Genomic DNA, 20,320 nt, shown 5'->3' on the forward strand with positions numbered 1-20,320 from the left:
TCCATGTGGTCTGGCCGAATCAAAGTGAGGGGCAGGGTGGAGCGAATCAGATATTTTTTTGGTTTTTATTGGAATCAGTGATGCCAACCGTATATCGGCATCAGGAGGCGGGACTTTAGGTGCGGCTACCCGGACGGGTAGCCGCTTATCGGGCGATGGTCAGAAGCTGTATTTGGCCGTGACGCCAAAGCTGCGCGGGTTACCGTAGGTGTCGTTAGGACCCCAGATCGGGCTGTTGCCGATGGCCGAGTAGTAGGTGCGGTCGAAGATGTTGTTCACGTTCAGCTGCAGGTCCAGGTGCTTGTTCACCTGGTAACCGGCCATCACGTCTGCCACGGCATAGCTGCCTTGTTCCAGGCGATAGGTATTGCTGTTGGCGAGTACCACATCGTTGTACATGCGGCTCTGCCAGTAGACATTGCCTCCGAGGCGCAGTTTTTCCAGTGGGCCCTGGAAGCGATAGGAAGTGGTCAGCTTGAACAAACGTTCCGGGGTGTCGGTGTCGAAACGCTGGTTGTTGTTGGACGCGTTAGTGTCCTTGATGTAATGCGCACGGGTGTACGTAAACCCGCCGCCGACTTGCCAGTTTTCGGTGAGTGCGCCTTGCAGTTCTAGGTCGATACCTTGGCTGCGTACCATACCGGACGCCTCATAGCAGGTCATGATCGGGCAGCCCGCTTGGCTCTCGGGCAGGGTAGCGCGGTTTTTCTGGTCGATCTGGAACACGGCGAGGCTGGCGTTGAGTGCGCCGTTGAAGTACTCGCCCTTGATACCGACTTCGTAGTTTTCGCCGACGATAGGCTCAAGCGGCTTGTCCGAAAAGTCCCGGTTTGTCTGCGGCGTGAAGATGTCGGTGTAACTCGCATAAACGGAATATTGGTCGTTCAGGTCGTAGATCACGCCGGCGTAGCGCGTAAGGTTGCGGGTGACTTTGTAGTCGCCGTCGCCCTGGCGGTCATCGTAGTCGTACCAGTCCACGCGGGCACCCAGGATCACCTTGAGCGGGTCGGCCAGGTTCAGGCGGGTGGTCAGGTAAACGCCGTCCTGGGTGGTGATGTTGTGGCCTTTGCCGTTGCGCACGAAGTCCGGTTTTGCCCCATTGAACGGGTAATTGGTGTCGTAGGGGCTGTATTCCTTGGACGTGGCGTCATAGACGCGTTTGCTGGTGCCCACCACCACTTCATGGGTGCGGCCGAAGGCTTCGACCGGGCCACTGAGGAACGTGTCCAGGCCGTACTGTTTGTCGTCCTGGTGCGATTGGTAGGCGGTGCGCGCCAGCGTGGTCTGGTAGCGCGACTGGTAGGTGCCGGTGAACACGCCATCCAACTGTGATGACGAGCCGGCGATGTGGAGCTTCCAGTCATTGGCGAAGCGATGTTCGATATCACCGAATACAGTGTCGATGGTGAGCTTCTTGTTTTCCCAATCGGAGCCGGGGTTGGTGGAGCGGGGCAGGTTCAGGTGATGGCCGTCGGTGCCGATGGGCAAGCCGCCCCAGAAGAAGTTGGTCTGGTCTTCCTGGCGCGAAAAACCCAGGGTGGCAGTGGTGTTTTCGCTGAGGTCGGCTTCACCGATGGCGTAGAACAGGCCGTGGTCGCTTTCTTCTCCTTTGCGAAAGCTGTTGGCGTCGCGGTAGGAACCCACCACGCGGCCGCGCAGGGTGCCGCTGTCATTCAAGGCGCTGGAGGCGTCGAACTCGCCGCGATAATCGTCCCAGCTGCCGGCGGCACCGGTGATCGACACCTGCGGCGTGGCGGTTGGACGCTTGCGCACAAAGTTGATCGCCGCCGACGGGTTGCCGGCGCCGGTGACCAGGCCCGTGGCGCCGCGGATCACTTCCACACGGTCGAACATCGCCAGGTTGGGCTGCACACTGTTGGCGTAGCCGGAATAAGAGCTGGGAATGCCGTCGAACATCATGTTGTCGATGTCGAAGCCACGTGAGCTGTACGTATGTCGACCGGGGCCGCTGGACTGGCTGAGGAACAGGCCTGGCGTGTTCTTGACCACGTCGTTGACGCTGGTCATGGCCTGGTCGTCCATGCGCTGGCGGGTGATCACCGTGACGGCTTGGGGCGTCTCGCGCATGGTCAGCGGGAGTTTGGTGGCGGTCGCCATTGCTCCGGTGGTGTAGGACTGGGTGCCTTCGGTGGTCTGGCCCAACTGTTCACTACTGATCTGGGTGGCGCCCAATTCCAGTGGGGCGGCTTTTTCCGCCTCAGCGGCAAACACCGCAGGTGAACTTGCAAGACAGACGGCCAACGCCATCAGACTGGGTGAAAAACCTTTGCCGCCGTGTTGTTGCACAGACATGAAACTGACTCTCCCCGAATGCCTTCCGTGGCGAATAATAAAAGTGTTGATAATTATTCGCATCAGTGTGACATGTTGATCTTTTGGGAAAAAGGCTTCAGAGAGAATTGGTTAACGAATTTTTCACCTCCGTGTGACGGCAAATCGCCATGCCGTCGCCCTGGAAATGCGGCGTGCGCAGCGCTTATTCACGCAAGGGGATCGCCACTCGACTCGTCGCCTTGACCTCCCTCAGCGCCAGGCTCGATTGAATCGACGCAATCCCCAACTGCCGCCGTAACACGCTCTCGACAAACTCGCTGTAGCTGTCCAGATCTTCCGCCAGCACCTGCAACAGATAATCCGCATCACCGGTGATCTTGTGGCAGGACAACACTTGCGGCAGTTCCTTCACCACGGCTTCAAACGCATCCGGCGCATGATCGGTATGGATCGCAAAACGCACATGCACGAACGCCATGATGTCCAGCCCGAGCATCTTGCGGTCGAGGTTGGCCTGGTAGTCTTTGATCACGCCTTCTTCTTCCAGGCGTTTGCGTCGCCGCCAGCAGGGCGTGAGGCTCAGGGATAGACGCTCACTCAACTGGGCGTTGGAAATACTCGCGTCTTGCTGGAGCAGGGCAAGAATGGCGAGATCGGTATCATCAAGCGTGACCTGCTTGGTTTTATTTTTCATAAGTTCGCGCCAGGTAGGAAAAAATTCCCGATAAACCTATCAGTGGCGCAAGTAAAAGCAAAGAAAGCCCACGCCAGCCAGAACAAAATAGACCCTGTCTTTTACTGGCGGATGCCCACCCATGTTGACTGTTTTTAGCGAAACCCACCGTTTGCACCACGGCACCGAACTCAAAGACGGCGTGCTGAAACCTTCATTCGAACAACCGAGCCGCGCCGACACCGTGCGTGACCGCGTCAGGCAGGTTGGCCTGGGCGATATCATCACGCCGCGCCGCTTTGATCGGGCCTGTTACGTCAACGCCCACAGCGAGCGCTATGTGACCTTCCTGGAAACCGCTTGGGCCGAATGGACCGCCATCGGTCGCAGCCATGACGCATTGCCCTTGGTATGGCCGGTCCGTGACCTGGCCAACCAGCAGGTGCCGGAGTTTATCGACGGCAAGCTCGGTTTCTTTGCCATGGACGCAGGCTCGCCGATTACCCGCACCACCTGGGATGCGGTCAAAACCAGCGCGGACATCGCCTTGACCGGCCTGGCGCTGATCGGCGAAGGCCATCAGAGTGCGTTCGCCCTGTGCCGCCCACCGGGCCACCACGCGGCCCGCGAATACATGGGCGGTTATTGCTACCTCAACAACGCAGCGATTGCCGCACAGCACGCCGTGACCCAAGGCGCCAAGCGCGTGGCGGTGCTGGATGTGGATTTCCACCACGGCAACGGCACGCAGAATATTTTCTACGATCGCCCGGACGTGCTGTTCATTTCCCTGCATGGCGACCCGGCGGTGTCTTATCCGTATTTCTCCGGCGCTGCCAACGAACGCGGCGCGGGCGCGGGCGCGGGTTTCAACCTGAATTACCCGCTGCCCAAAAACACCACCTGGGATCACTACCAGACCGCCCTGATCGATGCCTGCCGGCAACTGCGCGACTTTGCCCCCGACGTGCTGGTGATCTCCCTGGGGGTCGACACCTTCAAGGACGACCCCATCAGCCACTTCCTCCTCGACAGCCAGGACTTCCTCGGTATGGGTGAAATCATCGCCAGCGTCGGAGTGCCAACCCTGTTCGTGATGGAAGGCGGCTACATGGTCGATGAAATCGGCATCAACGCCGTCAACGTACTGCACGGTTTCGAAAGCAACACCCGATAACAACAATCCGTCGTATTTTCTTCTGCCAAAACTCAAAAACATAACAAGAGGTTTTGTGATGAAAACAACCACGTCCGGGCTTTATGAGAAGCCTGCGTTGCAACGCACCCTGAGCAACCGCCATATCCAGTTGATGGCCATGGGCGGTGCAATCGGCACCGGTCTGTTCATGGGCTCCGGCAAGATCATTGCGCTGTCCGGCACCTCGATCATCCTGATTTACATGATCATCGGGCTCTTTGTGTATTTCGTCATGCGCGCCATGGGCGAACTGCTGCTGTCGAACCTCAACTTCAAGAGCTTCGCCGATTTTGCCGGCGCCTACCTGGGGCCGCGCGCGGCGTTTTTCCTGGGCTGGTCGTATTGGTTGAGCTGGAGCGTGGCGGTGATCGGGGACGCGGTGGTGGTCGGTGGCTTCTTCCAGTACTGATTCCCCCATGTGCCGGCCTGGATGCCGGCAGTGGGCATGCTGCTCACGTTGTTTGCGTTGAATGTATTGACGGTCAGGCTGTTTGGCGAAGTGGAGTTCTGGTTCGCGATCATCAAGCTCATTGCCGTGCTGACCTTGATCGGCGTGAGTGGGGTCCTGATCGCCAGTTCGTTTGTCTCGCCGACCGGAGTCACGGCTTCATTCACCCATTTATTGGACCCGCAGGCCGCGTTTCCCAATGGCCTGTTCGGCTTTTTTGCCGGGTTCCAGATGGCGATTTTCTCCTTTGCCGGCACCGAGCTGATCGGCACCGCCGCCGCCGAAACCCGTGCGCCGGAGAAGACGCTGCCCAAGGCAATCAACTCGATCCCGCTGCGCATCATCCTGTTCTACGTGCTGGCCCTGGCATGCATCATCGCGGTGACCTCATGGCAGCACGTCTCGCCGAGCAAGAGCCCGTTCGTGGAGTTGTTCCTGGTGGCGGGGTTTCCGGCAGCGGCGGGCATCGTCAATTTCGTCGTGCTGACCTCGGCGGCATCGTCGGCCAACAGTGGCGTGTTTTCCGCCAGCCGCATGTTGTTCGGCTTGGCAGACCTGGGGGATGCACCGGGGATCTTCCGGCGTTTGTCCAAGAGCAGCGTGCCGTTTATCAGCCTGGCCTTTACCACCTTGCTGATGTTGCTGGGGCTGGTGTTGCTGTTTGTCGTGCCGGAGGTGATGACCGCCTTCACCATCGTGTCAACCGTGTCGGCAATCCTGGTGATCTTTACCTGGTCGACGATCCTGGCGTCCTACATTGCCTACCGCAAAAAACGTCCGGACCTGCATGCCAAATCCCTCTACAAGATGCCTGGTGGGGTGCCGATGGCCTGGTTCTCGCTGGCGTTTCTCGCGTTTGTGCTGGGCCTGCTGGCGTTGCGGCCGGATACACGCCTGGCGCTGTGCGTGATGCCGGCCTGGTTTATCTGGCTGTGGATCGCCTACCCGTTCTCGCGCTTTCAGGGTGCCAGTTTGGTAAAGACATAATCCCGATCCTTCACCAATGCCTGGTGGCACGCAAAGCACGTCTGGTGCTGCGCTTCATCGGCCGGCTTGCCATTGATGAACCGGCCGAACCCCCAGCCTCCGGTGGACGCGTATTTCTTCGAGTCCTTGACCATGAACTGTACCGTGGTCGCCGCGCCGGGGATGGACGCAGTCTTGAACTCCGGCGACTGTTCATGCTTCCACGCCAATTTGGCCAGGACGGTGCCATCCGGGAAAGGCAGCTTGCCCTCTCGGTAAGCCTTGAGCGCGGCACTGTTGCCCAGCACCACGCGCAGCTCGTTCAACGGATCCGCCTCCTGGGCGGGCGCCACCAATTCCCATTGGCGGTAGCCGTCGGGAATGGTCACGCCGTAGATCGGTGACGGAGCGCTGTCGGCCAATGCACAGGCCGAACTCGCCAGGGCCAATGCGGCTATACACAAGCGCTTCATCACAGGTGATCCGCGTCAATGATTGCCTTGGCAAACGCTTCGGGCGCTTCCTGAGGCAGGTTGTGGCCCACACCGCCGTTGATCAGGCGGAACGCGTACTTGCCGGTAAAACGCTTGGCGTAATCTTCAGGTTGAGGGTGCGGGGCGCCGTTGGCATCGCCTTCGAGGGTGATGGTCGGCACGCCAATCGACGGCGCCTGGGCGAGTTTCTGCTCCAAGGGCGCGTACTGCGTTTCCCCCTGCACCAGACCCAGGCGCCAGCGGTAGTTGAACACGGTGATCGCGACATGGTCCGGGTTCTCCAGGCCCTTGGCGCTGCGGTCGAAGGTGGCGTCATCGAACTTCCATTGCGGCGAAGCCAGTTGCCAGATCAGCTTGGCAAAATCGTGGGTGTTCTTCTGATAACCGGCGGCACCGCGCTCGGTCGCAAAGTAGAACTGATACCACCATTGCAGCTCGGCTTTAGGCGGCAAAGGATTCTTGCCCACCGCCTGGTTGCCGATCAGGTAACCGCTGACCGACACCAGCGCCTTGACCCGCTCCGGCCACAGCGCTGAAACGATGTCCGCCGAACGCGCGCCCCAGTCGTAGCCGCCGAGTACGGCTTGTTTGATCTTCAGCGCGTCCATGAAGTCGATCACATCACTGGCCAGCGCCGCCGGTTGGCCGTTGCGCAGGGTCTTGTCCGAGAGGAAACGGGTGTCACCATAGCCCCGGGCGTAGGGGATCAACACGCGATAACCCTTGGCCGCCAGCAGCGGGGCGACCTGGGCGTAGCTGTCGATATCGTAGGGCCAGCCATGCAGCAAGATCACCGCCGGCCCCGTGGCCGGGCCAACTTCGGCGTAGGCCACATCCAGCAGACCGGCCTTGATGTGCTTGAGGGCACCGAAGGCCGTTTGCGCGCTGGTGACGGCGCGGGTGGGCGCGTCGGGCATTTCGGCATGGGCCACGGCCAGCACACCGAATTGCGACAAGGCCAGGGCCAGGAAAAGGGATCGGTGTGTGAAGCGGCGAGTCAATTGAGCGTGCATGGCGAGCCTCCTGCGGCTGAATGTGTGCCTGCTGCTCAGTTGAACGCCGCGTTGTATCTGTGCTGTTTCAGGAAACCGCTTGAGTTAAAGACGGTGTATCCCAGTGGGCTCTGTACACATTGCGATACAAACCCCGCGCTACGACAGCACGATCTCATAAGGTTCGCGCATTCTCTCCAGCAGCACCTGGGCCAGCATGGGCGCCAGGCCGATCGCCGGATCACCGGCCAACTGGCTGGCATAGGCGTGGGCGGCGTGAAGCTTGCGCGCCACGCTCCAGGTGTCCAGGCGCACCTTGCGTGCGCGTTGCCAGGGGATGATCGCGCCTTCGCGAGCGGGCCAGTGCCAGGCCCAGATCGGCAGTTCATACAGCTGCGCGCCCACCAGGGCGCAGGCCTTGGCGCTGGCGCGGCCGACGCTGTCGTGGTCGTCATTGCCGTCGTTGCGCCAAGTACTGAACACCACATCGCCCGACTGCAGGTAGCGCGCAATGAACTGGCTCAGTTGCGGCTCACGGGAGGCGAGGGCGTTGTCGCAGAAACCGCCTCGAATCCACTTCAGGCTGTGCAAGGGCATACCGAGGCGCCGCAAGGCTTCAGCACTTTCCTGAGGGCGCACCACACTGAGGCGGCTGGCCGGCCAGACGTTGGAGCCAGGATGGCTGGCACTGCCATCCGTGATGGAGATCAGTTGCAGCGGGTGTTCCAGCGTGCTGAGCAGTTGCAGCAGGCCGCCACAGGCCAGCACTTCGTCGCCGGGATGGGGCGCGACGATGACCACGCGTGCGCCGGGTGGCACCAATGAGGACGGGGAGATAGGAGGAATTTGCGCCAGCTGCGGTGCGCTGTTCCAGATTTGCTCAGGGCCGCGACGGCCGTCGCTTAAGGAAGCAAGCTTCATGGGGTGTCACATCCTTGTCGGTTGATGCTGGGTCGTGGCCCGTTGACGGGACGACGCTCTTTTTCCACCACAGGCTCTGCCGCAGTGGTTGCATGGCACTCCAACCCTGGAACGCTAGCAAGGCGTCATCAGCATAGACAAGGATTGGTCGGTTTTACATTTTGTAATGTCGCTTTTTTCAAGTGGCGAGCATCAGGCTCTTCAAGTAATCCCCGAAACCGCCCTGTGCGCGGGCATCCAGGCGCGCACTGGTGATCACTTGCGGGGAATGGCTCCAGGCGATGGAGGCGCCACACAGCTCCAGGTTACGCACCAACTGCACATCCTCATGGCACGGCAAGGGTTCGAAACCACCGGCGCGGACATAGGCACTGGCGCTCACCCCCAGGTTGGCACCGTGGATATGCCGGTGACCGTCCCGCGCCTCGTAACCCTGGTGATAACGAATCTGTGCGGCAGGGTCAAAATCCTCGCTCCAGGTGTCCACAGTGACCGTGCCACACACGGCATCGGCGCCCAGCGCCAATTGGGCCACCAGCCAATCAGGCGCCACGCGGCTGTCGGCGTCGGTGCACGAAATCCAGCGGGCGCCCTGATTGAGCAGATGCCGCGCACCCACGCCACGCACGTGACCCACATTGCGTGCCTGGACTTCCAGGCATTGCACCGGGTAGGCCTGGGCAATCGCGGTGCTGCCGTCGCTGCAACTGTCCAGCACCACCAGGACCAAGACGGTTTCACCCAGTAAACCCGGATGGCTGGCCGCGATCAGAGCCGCTTTCAGGCAGTCGCCCAGCAGCGCCTCTTCGTTGTGTACCGGGATCAGAATGCCGATCATCGCAAGCCCTCAAGGGTAGCGACCGAAGTGCCGTCGCGGCTCCACAGGTCGAGAAGGAAGTCGTGTTCGTGATGAGTGGCCACGCGGGGCATGTCCAAACGCTCGTGGAGCAGGGCGTGCACCTGTTCGCCAGTGTGCGGGCAGCCTTCGATGACGGGGCGCCAATGGCAGGCCAGTAGCTGACCGTCGACGGTCAACGACGCGCGGGCACGATCAATAAGTGCGCACAGGTCATCGGCGTCGAGGTAATAACACAACTCGCTCAATACGATCAGCTCGAACTGGCCCGTGGGCCACTGTTCGGGCAAACGGCTTTGTTGCACCTGGGCATGCGAAAAGCCCAACAAACGACTGCGCGCCAACGCAACGGCCGCCGATGCCGTGTCGCAACACAGCAAGCGGTCACAGCGGGCTGCCAGCTCGAAGCTCAGTTCGCCATTGGCGCAACCGGGCTCGAACACCGAGGTGTAGCGCGCACGCGTGAGCAGTGCCAGGGTCAACGCGCGTTTGCGGCGCTCGTACCAGCGTTGACGGAAGGCCCAGGGGTCGTCGTTCCCGGCGAACAGTTGGTCGAAATACGGGGTAGCCACACTCATACGAATACCACTTCAAAAGGTTGCAGCAGGCGCTCCACCACGTAGGGCGCCAACACGGGCCCCAGACCGATCTGCGGATCGCCCTCCAACTGGCTGGCGAAGGCATGGATGGCGTGGCGTTTGCGAGCTACCGCTTCACAGCTCAACGGGATTTTGCGGGCGCGGTGCCAGGGCACCTGGCTGTCTTCGGGGGTTGCCCAATGCCAGGTCCACACCGGCAGTTCATACAGGGTGGCGCCTACCGCAAGGGAGGCCTTGGCGCTGGCACGGCCGACGGCCTCATGGTCGCAATGACCGTCTTCGCGCCAGGTGGTGAACACCACGTCGGTGGGTTTGAGATAACGCTGAATGAAGGCCGTCAGTTCTTCTTCCCGCGCTGCCACCTTGCTGTCGGTAAACCCTGCGCGCAGCCATTGCAGACTGTGCAGCGGCAAGCCGAGACGATGCAGGGCCTGCGCCGATTCCTGGGGGCGCACGACACTCAAACGCTCAACCGGCCAACGCCGCGAGCCCGGATGACTGGCACTGCCATCGGTGACCGAAATCAGTTGGATCGCTCGGCCCAGCGCGGCCAGACCCTGCATCAGGCCACCGCAACCCAGCACCTCATCATCTGGGTGGGGCGCAACGATCACCGCCCGATGGCCTTCGGGCACCAACTGCTCAACACTGATCCACTGCAGTTCGGCCAGCTTTGACGACGCCTGCCAGCGATGCAGCGGCGTGCCTTGGCCGACGATCGGATTGGGTTTCATAATTGCCACCTCCCTGGGGGTTCACCGGCGACGCATTCGCCGAGGCTGGCCAAGTCGCGTTCGGCGTGACTCTGGCGCACATACACCGGCAAGTCCGCCATCAACTGGGCGAAGTGCGGATCCTTGCAATAAGGCCCGGCTCCGACGGCCCGGCCGACGTGGCGCATGACTTGCTCGACCGTGTCTTCGATGCAGGCCCGCGTCTGTTGGGCCCACATCCTGGCATTGGCCTTTGGGGCGTGGTCGACCCGTTCCGCGCTGGCGCGCAGTACACACGCGGCACTGTTCAGCGCGCTGTCGACCGCGCCAAGGTGGGCGAGGGCATGGGGCTCAGGGCGCTTGCTGCACTGGTCACGCAGGACTTCCGCCAGGCGTTGCGCCGCGCCGTACCAGCAGGCGGCAATGCCAATGCCGCCTTGCCAGAAACCCGGGCGGGCGAGGTAATCCCCCGGTCCGCCCACGGCGATCCCCCAGGCTTCGTCAAACACGACGTCCACACTGCCGGTGGCGGCCATGCCCACGGCGTTCCAACCTTCGTCCGACACGATGATGCCCGGTTGATCCATGGCAACCGCCACCAACTGCTGGCGGTCTTCTTCGTCCCAGGCCGTCAACAACCCATGGCTGACCACCGCCGCGCCGGAGCACCAGGCCTTACGCCCTTGTACCTTAAGGCGATGGCCGTCTTTGAACACGCGCACCTTGGCGGTGGGGGGCTCGGCTGCCCACATGCCCCAGGTGCTACCCAAGGGCGGTGACGGGCTATTGAGTTCAGCCATGATTGCCAGCGCATCGGTGTGGCCTTCGAACAGCTTGCACAAGCGCAGGTCATGGCCTGCCACCTGCGCCAGGCGACTGAACCGTTCGAGCGTCTGACCGCTGCCCGGCAAAGGCAGTTGGTCCAGGCCTTCTTCCTGAAGTGCCTTCAGGGCCGCGCCCAGGGCGTGCGTGTCCGCATAGCCCCGGTAGCCTTGAAGGATTCCATGCGGAGCCATGTCACACCTCGTCTTCACGCTGCAATTCAAACAGGAGCAACGAACGGCCGGTCACCGCGTACTCATGATCGAAATCAAAGCGCTCCTGGCCCCGCACTGCTGGGGAATTGGTATCAAGCATGCAGGTCCAGAACTCGCCTTCGGGCACCGGTGGCAGACGGAAATTGACCATGTCGTGATGGGCGTTGACCACCAGCAGCAAGGTGGCATCCGCGCCGGCACGGCGGATCCCGGTTTCCTGCGCACGGCCATCCATCAGCATCCCCAGGCAACGGCCGTGGCTGTCTTCCCACTGTTCGGTGGTCATTTCATTGCCATCCGGCGCGAGCCAGGTGACGTCCTTCACGCCGATGTCTTCGTTGTAGTCGCCCACCAGGAAGCGTCCACGCCGCAGAATCGGGTAGGCCAGGCGCAGTTTGATCAGGCGTTTCACAAACTTGAGCAGGGCCTTGCCGTCGTCGTCCAAGTCCCAGTTGACCCAGCCGATCTCGCTGTCCTGGCAGTAGGCGTTGTTGTTGCCGTGCTGGGTACGGGCGAACTCATCACCCGCCACGATCATCGGTGTACCTTGGGCCAGCAGCAGGGTGGCGAAAAAATTGCGCATCTGGCGCAGGCGCAGTTCGTTGATTTCCGGGTCATCGGTCGGTCCTTCGACGCCGTGGTTCCAGGACAGGTTGTTGTTGCTGCCGTCCTGGTTGTTTTCGTCGTTGGCTTCGTTGTGCTTGTCGTTGTAGGACACCAGGTCGTGCAGGGTGAAACCATCATGGGCGGTGATGAAGTTCACCGAGCTGTAGGGGCGGCGGCCCCGATGGTTGAACATCTCGCCCGAAGCGGTCATGCGCCCGGCAAAATCCGCCAACTGGCCGTCATCGCCTTTCCAGAACGCGCGCACGGTGTCGCGGAAACGGTCGTTCCATTCGACCCAGCCCGGTGGGAAGTTACCCACCTGATAGCCGCCTGGGCCGCAGTCCCAGGGCTCGGCGATCAGTTTGAGCTGGCGCAATACCGGGTCCTGGCGACAGGCGACCAGGAAACTGTGGCGCTCATCGAAACCATCGCGGTAACGGCCAAGAATAGTCGCCAGGTCGAAGCGGAAACCGTCGACGTGCATCTCATTGGCCCAGTAACGCAACGAGTCGGTGACCATCTGCAACACGCACGGATGGCTCAGGTCCAGGGTATTGCCGGTGCCGGAATCGTTGATATAAAAGCGCTTGTCATCGGGCATCAGACGGTAGTACGACGCGTTGTCGATACCGCGCATGGACAGGGTCGGGCCGCGCTCGTTGCCTTCGGCGGTGTGGTTGTAGACCACGTCGAGAATCACTTCCAGCTTCTGCTCATGCAGGTGCGCGACCATTTCCTTGAACTCGGCGATCTTGCCGCTGGCCAGGTAACGCGGGTCAGGGGCGAAAAACGCGATGCTGTTGTAACCCCAATAGTTCGTCATGCCTTTTTGCAGCAGGTGCTGGTCATTGACGAAGGCATGCACGGGCAGCAATTCGACCGACGATACGCCCAACTGGCGAATGTGCTTGAGTACGTCGTCTTCCATCAGCCCGGCGCAGGTGCCGCGCACGGATTCGCCCACGGAAGGGTGGCGCATGCTGATGCCGCGCAGGTGGGTCTCGTAGATGATCGTGCGATCCCATGGCACACGCACGGGTTGGTCATTGCCCCAGGTGTGTGCCGGGTCGATGACCTTGCACTTGGGCACGAAGGGCGCACTGTCGCGTTCGTCGAAACTGAGGTCGTCGTCCGGGTGGCCGATGGTGTAGCCAAACAGTGCTTCGGACCACTTCAGTTCGCCCACCAGTTGCTTGGCATAGGGGTCGATCAGCAATTTATTGTGGTTGAAACGATGGCCATTGGCCGGGTCATACGCGCCGTACACGCGGTAGCCGTAAATCAGCCCGGGGTGGGCGTCGGGCAGGTAACCGTGGAAGGTTTCGTCGGTGTATTCCGGCAGTTCGATTCGCTCCAGTTCCACTTCGCCGGAATCATCGAAGAGGCACAGCTCGACCTTGGTCGCGTTGGCCGAGAACAAGGCAAAGTTGACGCCCAGGCCGTCCCAAGTGGCGCCAAGGGGGAAGGGCAAACCTTCACGAATTCGCGACGGCTCATTGCCCGGCGTCGAAGGGGTTTTATCGGGTTTGCGCATTGAGTTGCTCCTGCAAGGGTCTTTTTTCAGGCCGAACGCGGCCTTGCTGACGATATTTCAGCTGAGAGTCTGGTAGTTGAAATCACCTCTTGCCGACAGCGTCGGCAAGAGGTGAGGGGTCAAGGCTTGGGCTTTTTCGGCGCGACTGGCTTTTTAGCGGCCGGTGGCGCCGGCTTGCTGGCCGCGGCCGCCGCGGGCTTGGCTTTTGCCGGCGGCTTGGGGGCGCCAGCCTTGGGTTTGACGGCTGCCTTGGGCTTGCTCGGCGTCAGCGCTTCGGCCTCCGCCAGTTTGCGCGCCATCTCCCAGTGCCGCGCATCTTCACCATGGGGTTTGCCTTCGGACTCCCAGATCTGATGCGCCAGTTCGCGTATGCGTTTGTCTTCAGTACTCATCACAATGCTCCTCACAGAAAATTTTCAGCTTTCTTGATCATCAGGATTGATAAAGAAATTGACCGGGAAATCCCCCAGGGCAGCGCTAACCAACAGCTCCTTGTCTGGTGTGACTGCGCCTGTATGAAAAAGTCCCTTCCAGTTTTGAGTTGTCGCGGCGAACGGTAATTTCACCCGTGTATCGCCCCAAACCTGCGCATTGATCTGGGGATGCACACCGTTTTCAAGCAGGTCATGGGGCCAACGTGGCACCACCACCAGCAAGCGTTTGCCCTGGTGTTCGCGACAAAAGGCGACCACCCGCTCGGCGTGTTTGCCGACCACTTCCAGCGGTGTGTAGGTGGCGCTGCGGAACAGCTCGGGATGGGCCATGCGCACGGCCAACACCTGAGCAATCAGCGCCTGTTTGATACGCCCGTCACGCCAGTTGAACAACAGTTCGCCGATATCCGCAGGGGTAGCCAGCGCCTCTTGCCGTGCACTGAAATCCACCGGGCGACGGTTGTCCGGGTCTACCAGGCTGAAGTCCCAGAACTCATCGCCCTGGTACAGGTCCGGTACACCTGGCACGGTGAGACGAAGCAAGGATTGCGCCAGGCCATTCAGCGCACCGGCAGGGGCGATCGCTTGAGCAGCATTGCCGATGGCGGTCCGTAGAGCGCGGCCGTCCTCGCTTAGCAGCAGCCGTGAAAGGAACGCTTCGACGCCTTGTTCATAAGCCTCGTTGGGCGCGCTCCAGCTGCTCTGCAACTTGGCTTCGCGCAGGGCTTTTTGTTGCCACTGCCACAGGCGCTGCTGGTAGGCAGCAAAGTCAGCGCCCTGATCCAGCGGCCAACTGCCCAGCAGGACCTGATACAGGATCAATTCATCGCCGGCCGACGGCGTGCTTGCATCGGTACGCAACGGCGCGGCGAGGGTGCGCCAATGCTCCACCTGTTCGACGTACCACGGCGCGCATTCACTCAACACCGCCAGGCGTGCGCGAGTGTCTTCGCCGCGCTTGTGGTCATGGGTGGCAGTGGCCAGCAGGTTGTCGGGAAAAGTCTGCAGGCGCTGCTGGTTGACCGCATGAAAGTCGCTCAATGGCGCGCTGAACTGTTCCGTGCTGAAGCCCACGTCGTTGCGCGACAGCAGTACCGCCGAGCGATAGAACGCGGTGTCTTCCACGGCCTTGGCGGCGGCGGGGGAAGTCAATTGCTGGAAGCGCACACAAGCATGCTTGAGGATCTTGCGTTCACGGCCCACCGGGCGATTTCGCCAGGGCTCACCGCCCAGCCATTTTTCCAGGTGGTCGAGCACCGGCCAGTCGCCTTCGCCCAGGGTTGTGCGTGCGCCGTCCATGGCTTGCTTGAATAGCGTGTCGTCAGCAGCGCTGCGCCCACGCGCGCTGATGTAGGTGCGGTACACCGGGAAATGCACAATCAGTTCCTGCAAGGCACGGCGGATGGCACCTAGTGTCAGGTCGCGCGTCATCACATCGTCGCGGGCCACTTGCAGCAGGGCTTGTGCCACGCTTTCAAAGTCGCCGCCTAGGGAGCCGTTGAGGATTTGCTGGCGCGCCAGCCGCGCTTCTTCGATGAACGCCGCAGGCCGTTCACTGTGACGGGTCCACAATTGGGCCAAAGGCTCGAAGCCGTCCGGGTGATGTTGCAGCAGGGACAGCTGGTTCATGAACTCGTAACCGGTAGTGCCGTCCACTTGCCAATCGGTGCGCAGGGTTTCGCCTTCGCCGAGGATCTTCTCCACGAAGATCGGCAAATGCCGGTCCGGCGCCAGCGAATCCACCCGGCGGCGCAGTTTGCGGCAATACCCGCGCGGGTCGGCGAGGCCGTCGATATGGTCGATGCGCAGGCCATCCACCAGGCCTTCGCTGATCAGTTCAAAGATCTTGCCATGGGTGGCTTCAAATACCGCGGTGCGCTCTACGCGCAAGCCGCCCAACTCGTTGACATCGAAGAAGCGTCGCCAGTTGATATCGTCGGCTGCGGTGCGCCAGCTGGCGAGGCGATAGGCCTGTTGTTCGAGCAGATTATGCAGGCGGTCGAAGTCGAACGTCGCCAGCTGCGCCTCGATGGCCTGGCGTACGGGTTCTTCAGTGGCCCGTTCGGCCAGTGCCTGTTTGAGCCAGGCGGCTTCGTGGTAAGCATCGTCCTGGTAGGCCAGGGCGCTGAAGCGGTCGGACAACGGCCTGAGTAATTCATCGTTACCCAGGATCGTCGCGTAATCCCGTGGGCATATCGGAAAACGATGTTCGTAATGCTCAACGTAGAACGCGCCGTGGGTCGCATCAAACTGCAGGCTCACGGTGCCGTTCTGCAAGGCTTCGCCGTAATCGCTGCCAAGGAACGGCATCAGTAACTGGCCTTTGAGCAGCGGGTCGGGCGAGTGCCACTGGATATCGAAGAACTCGCTGTAGGGGCTCATGCGCCCCCATTCCAACAGGTCCAGCCACCAGGGATTATCCGCACCACCCACCGCCATATGGTTGGAGACGATATCGAGGATCAGGCCCATCCCGTGTTCACGCAACGCGGCGACCAGACGACGCAAGGCGGCTTCGCCTCCCAATTCCGGGTTCACGCGGGTGGGGTCGACCACGTCGTAGCCATGCATGGAACCGGCGCGGGCGCTGAGCAGCGGTGAAGCGTACAGGTGGCTGATGCCAAGGCGGGCGAAGTAGGGCACCAGCGGCACCGCGTCGTCCAGGGTGAAACCTTTATGGAATTGCAGGCGCTGGGTAGCGCGCAGGGGCAGTGCTTTCATCGGTCACGCTCGTAGGCTTGGTTGCGCGCGACGGCCAGCAGTTCGAGGCGGCGTGCTGCGCCGGCATTGTCGAGCAGGCTTGACGCCTCGCCCGGCAGGCGGCGGCGCCAATTAGGGTGGGTGTCGGTGGTGCCGGGGAGGTTGGCCTGTTCCTCCACGCCGAGGGCGTCCTCCAGTGGCAATAGCACCAGCGGGGCGCGGGTATGGCCGAGGTAACGCACGCTGGCGTCGATCATATGGTCGGTTTCATTGCGGATTTCTTCGACGAAGTTCTGCGGGTCCTGGCTCAAGGCCTGGCGCAGCGCCTGGCGTTCGCGCAGGCGGTGTTCGCTCCATTGCTCCACTGTGGGCGCATCGATCAGGCCAAGCTGGACGTTCCAGTCGATATCACGGCTGTGCCACCAACCGTTGAGGGTCGGCAGGTCATGGGTGCTGGTGGTGGCCAGGGCATTGTCCGGCCAGTCGAGGATCGGCTTGAACTGCCCGTCGTGGTTTTGCTCGAACAACAACACGCGCATACCCAGGATCGAGCGCGCGATAAGCTTTTCGCGCAGGCCGTCCGGTACCGTGCCCAAGTCTTCTCCGAGCACGATCGCGTGGTGGCGGTGGGATTCCAAGGCCAGCAGGCGCAGCAGGTCGTCCACTGGGTAATACAGGTAGGCGCCTTCACGCGGCGAGGCACCCATGGGGATCACCCATAGGCGTTGCAGGCCCATCACATGGTCGATGCGCAAGCCACCGGCATGGGCGAAGTTGGCGCGCAGCATTTCGATAAATGCACGGAAACCATGGCGCTTAAGGCCTTCTGGGGAGAACGCGGAGATGCCCCAGCCTTGGCCGGCACGGTTGAGGATATCGGGTGGCGCGCCCACGGTCAGATTCGCAAGCAATTCGTCCTGGCGACTCCAGGCCTGGCTGCCACCGCCGTCGGCGCCCACGGCCAGGTCTGCAATCAAGCCGACGCCCATGCCACTGCCGCGGGCAGCTTGTTGCGCACGTTCCAGGCAGCGGGCGATCAGCCACTGGCTGAAGGCGAAATAGCCGATCTCATCCGCGTTTGCTGCGGCGAAAGCGACCAGCGCCGGGCTCTGCGGGTTGCGCCAGTCTTCGGGCCAGTGGCGCCAGTCGAGGTCTTCACCTTTGGCGGCACGCGCCGCTTGCACGGCTTCGAAGCGACAGTGGTTTTCCAGCGCTTCACCACCGGCCTGGCGGAAACTCAAGAAGTCGGCGTGTTGTGGATGCTGGCCGTGGCGGAAGTCCTCATACAGCGCCCGCAGCAGGCGTTGCTTGGCCTTGGCGGCCGTGGGCCAGTCGATGAGGGTGTGTTGTTCCAGGTCGTGCAGCTCATCCGTCAGGCCTAAAGCGTCGATGGCATTGCGCACTTCGCGCTCACCCAGGATGCAGCCCGGCGAGGCGTACAAACTGTTGAGGAACAAACGACTCGACGGCGAATACGGGCTGTAGCGCTCGGTGTCGGCGCTGAACATTGCGTGCATTGGGCTGATCGCCAGGGCATCGGCACCGCGCTCGGCGGCCGAACGGGCCAGGTGTTCCAGGGCCAGGGTGTCGCCAAACCCGCCATCGCCCAGGCGGCGCAAGCTATACAGTTGCGCGCTGAGGCCCCAGGCGCGGGCCGGGCGGCTGTCGACGGCCTCGGCCACGCTGTAGCAATGGGTAGGCGCGACGGCCAAGGTGAAGGTCTGTTCGGCGATATGCACCTGGTGATAACCGAGTGCGATGACGCCCGGCAGCACCGCGTCGCCATCGAGGCGCAGATCCAGGGTTTCGCCGTCTTCGAGGCTGACTCGACACAGGGTGTCGGGTTCAAAGTAGCGGGCCAGGTCCAGGCCTTCGCCGCTGTCGATGGTCATCAGCGGCGGCAGGTGTGTGTCTTGTTGCGCTCGTTCCAGTTCGAGCAGGCTGGCGTCGACCTCGGCATCGCTGTCGGCCGGGTGGCCCAGACCTTTGAGAACGGCGCGCAGGGCGTCGGGTTTTACACGTTGCGGGCGGCCGTTTGCGTCGATCCAATCGACGGCCAGTCCCGCTCGGCTGGCGAGGATTTCCAGGTTCGCTTCGCTCAAGGGTGCTCTCCAACAGGGGATAGGGTAACGCGTGCGCTGTACGGCGGCAGGTGGGCACCGAGGTTGGCAGGCGTTTCGAAAAGGACAGGCCCCGCGGCCGGATGATCCAGCGGCGTGGCACTCAGGTTGAGGTCGATCTGCAGCAGACTGCCATTACCCAGGCGCCAGCGCGCGCTGACGGCACCGTCGGCCAGCACCTGCGCGCCCAGCGCGAGGCTGCCCGGCACGTGCGGCACGATGTGGTGGTGGCGCAGGTTCAGCAGTTGGCGGTAGAGCTGGGCGTGTGGATGGTCTGCAAAGGTCGGGGCCGACTGCTGGAAAGTCGCCAGCGCATTGGGATCAGGGATGCGTTCACGTCGCTGCGGGTCATGGAACGCGGCGAAGTCGGCGAACTCGTTACGACGGCCTTCGCGTACGGCTTCCGCCAGTTCGCCATGGTGGTCGGTAAAAAACAGGAAGGGCTCGCTGGCGTTGACTTCGTCGCCCATGAACATCAGCGGGATCATGGGTGAGAGCAGCAGCAGGGCCGTCGCCGCCTCTAACGCCTGGGGCGAGCACAGTTGATGCAGGCGCTCGCCCAGGGCACGGTTGCCGATCTGGTCATGATTCTGCAAAAACGCCACAAACGCGCTCGGCGGCAGGTGCCCGCTGGGTTCGCCGCGTTCATGGCCATGGCGAGTGGTATGGCCCTGGTAGATAAAGCCTTCGCCCAGGCAGCGCGCCAGTTTGGCGGTAGGCGCCTGGGCAAAGTCGCTGTAATAGGCGTCGGTTTCGCCGGTCAGCAGTACGTGTAGGACGTTATGAAAGTCATCATTCCATTGCGCGTCAAAATCGTGCTGCAGGAGGCTGGCTTGATTAAGTTCGTTTTCCAGCATCAGCCAGACGTGTCGGCCCGTGTCGACTTGCTCACGAACGCGGTGAGCCAGTTGTTTGAGAAAGTCCGGGTTATCGATGGCGTGTACGGCGTCCAGGCGTAGGCCGTCGAAGCGATATTCGAGCAGCCACATCAAGGCGTTATCCAGGAAGAAGTCCCGTACTTCACGCCGATCGAAGTCGATACCCGCGCCCCAGGGCGTGTGCACGTCTTCCTGGAAGAAGCCTTTGGCGTATTGGCCAAGGTAGTTACCGTCGGGGCCGAAGTGGTTGTAAACGACGTCGAGGATTACCGCCAGGCCATGTTCGTGGGCACTGTCGATCAGGTGCTTGAGTTGGTCGGGCGTGCCGTAGGAGGCTTGGGGCGCGTAGGGCAGGACGCCGTCGTAACCCCAGTTGCGTTCACCGGGAAATTGCGCCAGCGGCATCAATTCAATGGCAGTCACGCCCAGCTCGGCCAGGCGTGGCAGATGTTTCTCGACGCCGGCATAGCCGCCCATCGCGCCGACGTGCAGCTCATAAATGACGGCCTCGTGCCAGGGGCGGCCTTGCCACTGGCTGTGACGCCATTGATAGGCGAGGGGATCGACCACCACGCTCCAACCGTGTACATCCGAGGCCTGGGCCCTGGAGGCAGGGTCGGGTACATCCATTTCCCCGTCGATATTGAAGCGGTAGCGCGTGCCCGCCGGGCACGCTATTTCAGTTTCAAACCAGCCTTCTGCCTGGGGCAGCATGGCGACGGACTTGCCGTTTTCCAATTCAACGCTGACATAAAACGCGTCTGGCGCCCACAAGGCAAAACGCGTGTGTTGCGCGTCCAGCATGATTGCGCCGTGGGGCCAGGTTTCCAGAGTCCGTAACGGCATCTATAGAGAC

General features: G+C 61.8%; 15 protein-coding genes and 1 pseudogene. 2 read left to right on the forward strand and 14 right to left on the reverse strand.

The genetic code is table 11. From position 1 onward, the window contains the following. Positions 1–159: 159 nt before the first annotated feature. Positions 160–2,313, reverse strand: a complete 2,154-nt coding sequence (locus tag AB4O08_RS26385) for a TonB-dependent siderophore receptor (protein ID WP_460114521.1) — start codon at positions 2,311–2,313, stop codon at positions 160–162. Between the two features lie 184 nt (positions 2,314–2,497). Then, positions 2,498–2,989, reverse strand: a complete 492-nt coding sequence (locus AB4O08_RS26390) for an Lrp/AsnC family transcriptional regulator (RefSeq protein WP_010210191.1) — start codon at positions 2,987–2,989, stop codon at positions 2,498–2,500. Between the two features lie 121 nt (positions 2,990–3,110). Here AB4O08_RS26390 and AB4O08_RS26395 point away from each other — a divergent pair, with 121 nt between their 5' ends. Beyond that, complete coding sequence (locus AB4O08_RS26395) at positions 3,111–4,145, forward strand: histone deacetylase family protein (RefSeq protein WP_187516820.1); 1,035 nt, start codon at positions 3,111–3,113, stop codon at positions 4,143–4,145. A 58-nt stretch (positions 4,146–4,203) separates the two neighbouring features. Then, a pseudogene (locus tag AB4O08_RS26400) lies at positions 4,204–5,601 on the forward strand (amino acid permease). Here AB4O08_RS26400 and AB4O08_RS26405 read toward each other — a convergent pair. From AB4O08_RS26405 to treZ, 12 genes are all read right to left on the reverse strand, one after another. Next, a complete protein-coding gene (locus AB4O08_RS26405) occupies positions 5,574–6,053 on the reverse strand; it encodes a cytochrome P460 family protein (RefSeq protein WP_010210198.1) in 480 nt (159 codons plus the stop codon). The pseudogene AB4O08_RS26400 and the gene AB4O08_RS26405 sit on opposite strands and share 28 nt — an antisense overlap. Next, on the reverse strand, positions 6,053–7,087 hold the full coding sequence (locus AB4O08_RS26410; RefSeq protein ID WP_460114522.1) for an alpha/beta fold hydrolase: 1,035 nt from the start codon (positions 7,085–7,087) through the stop codon (positions 6,053–6,055). Before AB4O08_RS26410 ends, AB4O08_RS26405 begins: the two co-directional genes overlap by 1 nt. 138 nt (positions 7,088–7,225) lie before the next feature. Continuing rightward, complete coding sequence (locus AB4O08_RS26415) at positions 7,226–7,987, reverse strand: PIG-L deacetylase family protein (protein ID WP_010210200.1); 762 nt, start codon at positions 7,985–7,987, stop codon at positions 7,226–7,228. Between the two features lie 178 nt (positions 7,988–8,165). Further along, a complete protein-coding gene (locus AB4O08_RS26420; protein ID WP_042572290.1) occupies positions 8,166–8,825 on the reverse strand; it encodes a glycosyltransferase family 2 protein in 660 nt (219 codons plus the stop codon). Next, positions 8,822–9,421 (reverse strand): SAM-dependent methyltransferase, encoded by a 600-nt coding sequence (locus AB4O08_RS26425; RefSeq protein WP_010210204.1) that lies wholly within the window; start codon positions 9,419–9,421, stop codon positions 8,822–8,824. Before AB4O08_RS26425 ends, AB4O08_RS26420 begins: the two co-directional genes overlap by 4 nt. Then, the gene (locus tag AB4O08_RS26430) at positions 9,418–10,176 is read right to left on the reverse strand and encodes a PIG-L deacetylase family protein (RefSeq protein ID WP_010210207.1); all 759 of its coding nucleotides are present in this window, start codon (positions 10,174–10,176) and stop codon (positions 9,418–9,420) included. Before AB4O08_RS26430 ends, AB4O08_RS26425 begins: the two co-directional genes overlap by 4 nt. Then, positions 10,173–11,171, reverse strand: coding sequence for an acyl-CoA dehydrogenase family protein (locus AB4O08_RS26435; RefSeq protein WP_042572292.1), 999 nt, complete (start codon positions 11,169–11,171; stop codon positions 10,173–10,175). Before AB4O08_RS26435 ends, AB4O08_RS26430 begins: the two co-directional genes overlap by 4 nt. A 1-nt stretch (position 11,172) precedes the next feature. Continuing rightward, positions 11,173–13,332, reverse strand: a complete 2,160-nt coding sequence (gene glgX / locus AB4O08_RS26440; protein WP_010210210.1) for a glycogen debranching protein GlgX — start codon at positions 13,330–13,332, stop codon at positions 11,173–11,175. A gap of 119 nt (positions 13,333–13,451) precedes the next feature. Beyond that, a complete protein-coding gene (locus tag AB4O08_RS26445) occupies positions 13,452–13,724 on the reverse strand; it encodes a DUF2934 domain-containing protein (RefSeq protein ID WP_256454648.1) in 273 nt (90 codons plus the stop codon). Positions 13,725–13,748: 24 nt separating this feature from the next. After that, positions 13,749–16,487, reverse strand: a complete 2,739-nt coding sequence (locus tag AB4O08_RS26450; RefSeq protein WP_460114523.1) for a malto-oligosyltrehalose synthase — start codon at positions 16,485–16,487, stop codon at positions 13,749–13,751. Beyond that, positions 16,484–18,568, reverse strand: a complete 2,085-nt coding sequence (malQ, locus tag AB4O08_RS26455) for a 4-alpha-glucanotransferase (RefSeq protein ID WP_010210215.1) — start codon at positions 18,566–18,568, stop codon at positions 16,484–16,486. Before malQ ends, AB4O08_RS26450 begins: the two co-directional genes overlap by 4 nt. Next, positions 18,565–20,310 carry a malto-oligosyltrehalose trehalohydrolase gene (treZ, locus tag AB4O08_RS26460; protein ID WP_044287251.1) on the reverse strand — a complete coding sequence of 582 codons (1,746 nt, stop codon included), beginning with the start codon at positions 20,308–20,310 and terminating at the stop codon, positions 18,565–18,567. The genes malQ and treZ overlap by 4 nt, the downstream gene beginning before the upstream one ends. Between the last annotated feature and the right edge of the window lie 10 nt (positions 20,311–20,320).

The sequence above is a fragment of the Pseudomonas sp. H3_E07 genome, assembly GCF_054668895.1.

What these genes read in the sequence shown, in the direction of transcription:
- treZ (WP_044287251.1), bottom strand. Translation starts at nt 20,310, where the DNA reads ATGCCGTTACGGACTCTGGAAACCTGGCCCCACGGCGCAATCATGCTG.
- AB4O08_RS26445 (WP_256454648.1), bottom strand. Translation starts at nt 13,724, where the DNA reads ATGAGTACTGAAGACAAACGCATACGCGAACTGGCGCATCAGATCTGG.
- AB4O08_RS26435 (WP_042572292.1), bottom strand. Translation starts at nt 11,171, where the DNA reads ATGGCTCCGCATGGAATCCTTCAAGGCTACCGGGGCTATGCGGACACG.
- AB4O08_RS26450 (WP_460114523.1), bottom strand. Translation starts at nt 16,487, where the DNA reads ATGAAAGCACTGCCCCTGCGCGCTACCCAGCGCCTGCAATTCCATAAA.
- AB4O08_RS26405 (WP_010210198.1), bottom strand. Translation starts at nt 6,053, where the DNA reads ATGAAGCGCTTGTGTATAGCCGCATTGGCCCTGGCGAGTTCGGCCTGT.
- AB4O08_RS26415 (WP_010210200.1), bottom strand. Translation starts at nt 7,987, where the DNA reads ATGAAGCTTGCTTCCTTAAGCGACGGCCGTCGCGGCCCTGAGCAAATC.
- AB4O08_RS26395 (WP_187516820.1), top strand. Translation starts at nt 3,111, where the DNA reads ATGTTGACTGTTTTTAGCGAAACCCACCGTTTGCACCACGGCACCGAA.
- AB4O08_RS26385 (WP_460114521.1), bottom strand. Translation starts at nt 2,313, where the DNA reads ATGTCTGTGCAACAACACGGCGGCAAAGGTTTTTCACCCAGTCTGATG.
- glgX (WP_010210210.1), bottom strand. Translation starts at nt 13,332, where the DNA reads ATGCGCAAACCCGATAAAACCCCTTCGACGCCGGGCAATGAGCCGTCG.
- AB4O08_RS26390 (WP_010210191.1), bottom strand. Translation starts at nt 2,989, where the DNA reads ATGAAAAATAAAACCAAGCAGGTCACGCTTGATGATACCGATCTCGCC.
- AB4O08_RS26420 (WP_042572290.1), bottom strand. Translation starts at nt 8,825, where the DNA reads ATGATCGGCATTCTGATCCCGGTACACAACGAAGAGGCGCTGCTGGGC.
- AB4O08_RS26425 (WP_010210204.1), bottom strand. Translation starts at nt 9,421, where the DNA reads ATGAGTGTGGCTACCCCGTATTTCGACCAACTGTTCGCCGGGAACGAC.
- AB4O08_RS26410 (WP_460114522.1), bottom strand. Translation starts at nt 7,087, where the DNA reads ATGCACGCTCAATTGACTCGCCGCTTCACACACCGATCCCTTTTCCTG.
- AB4O08_RS26430 (WP_010210207.1), bottom strand. Translation starts at nt 10,176, where the DNA reads ATGAAACCCAATCCGATCGTCGGCCAAGGCACGCCGCTGCATCGCTGG.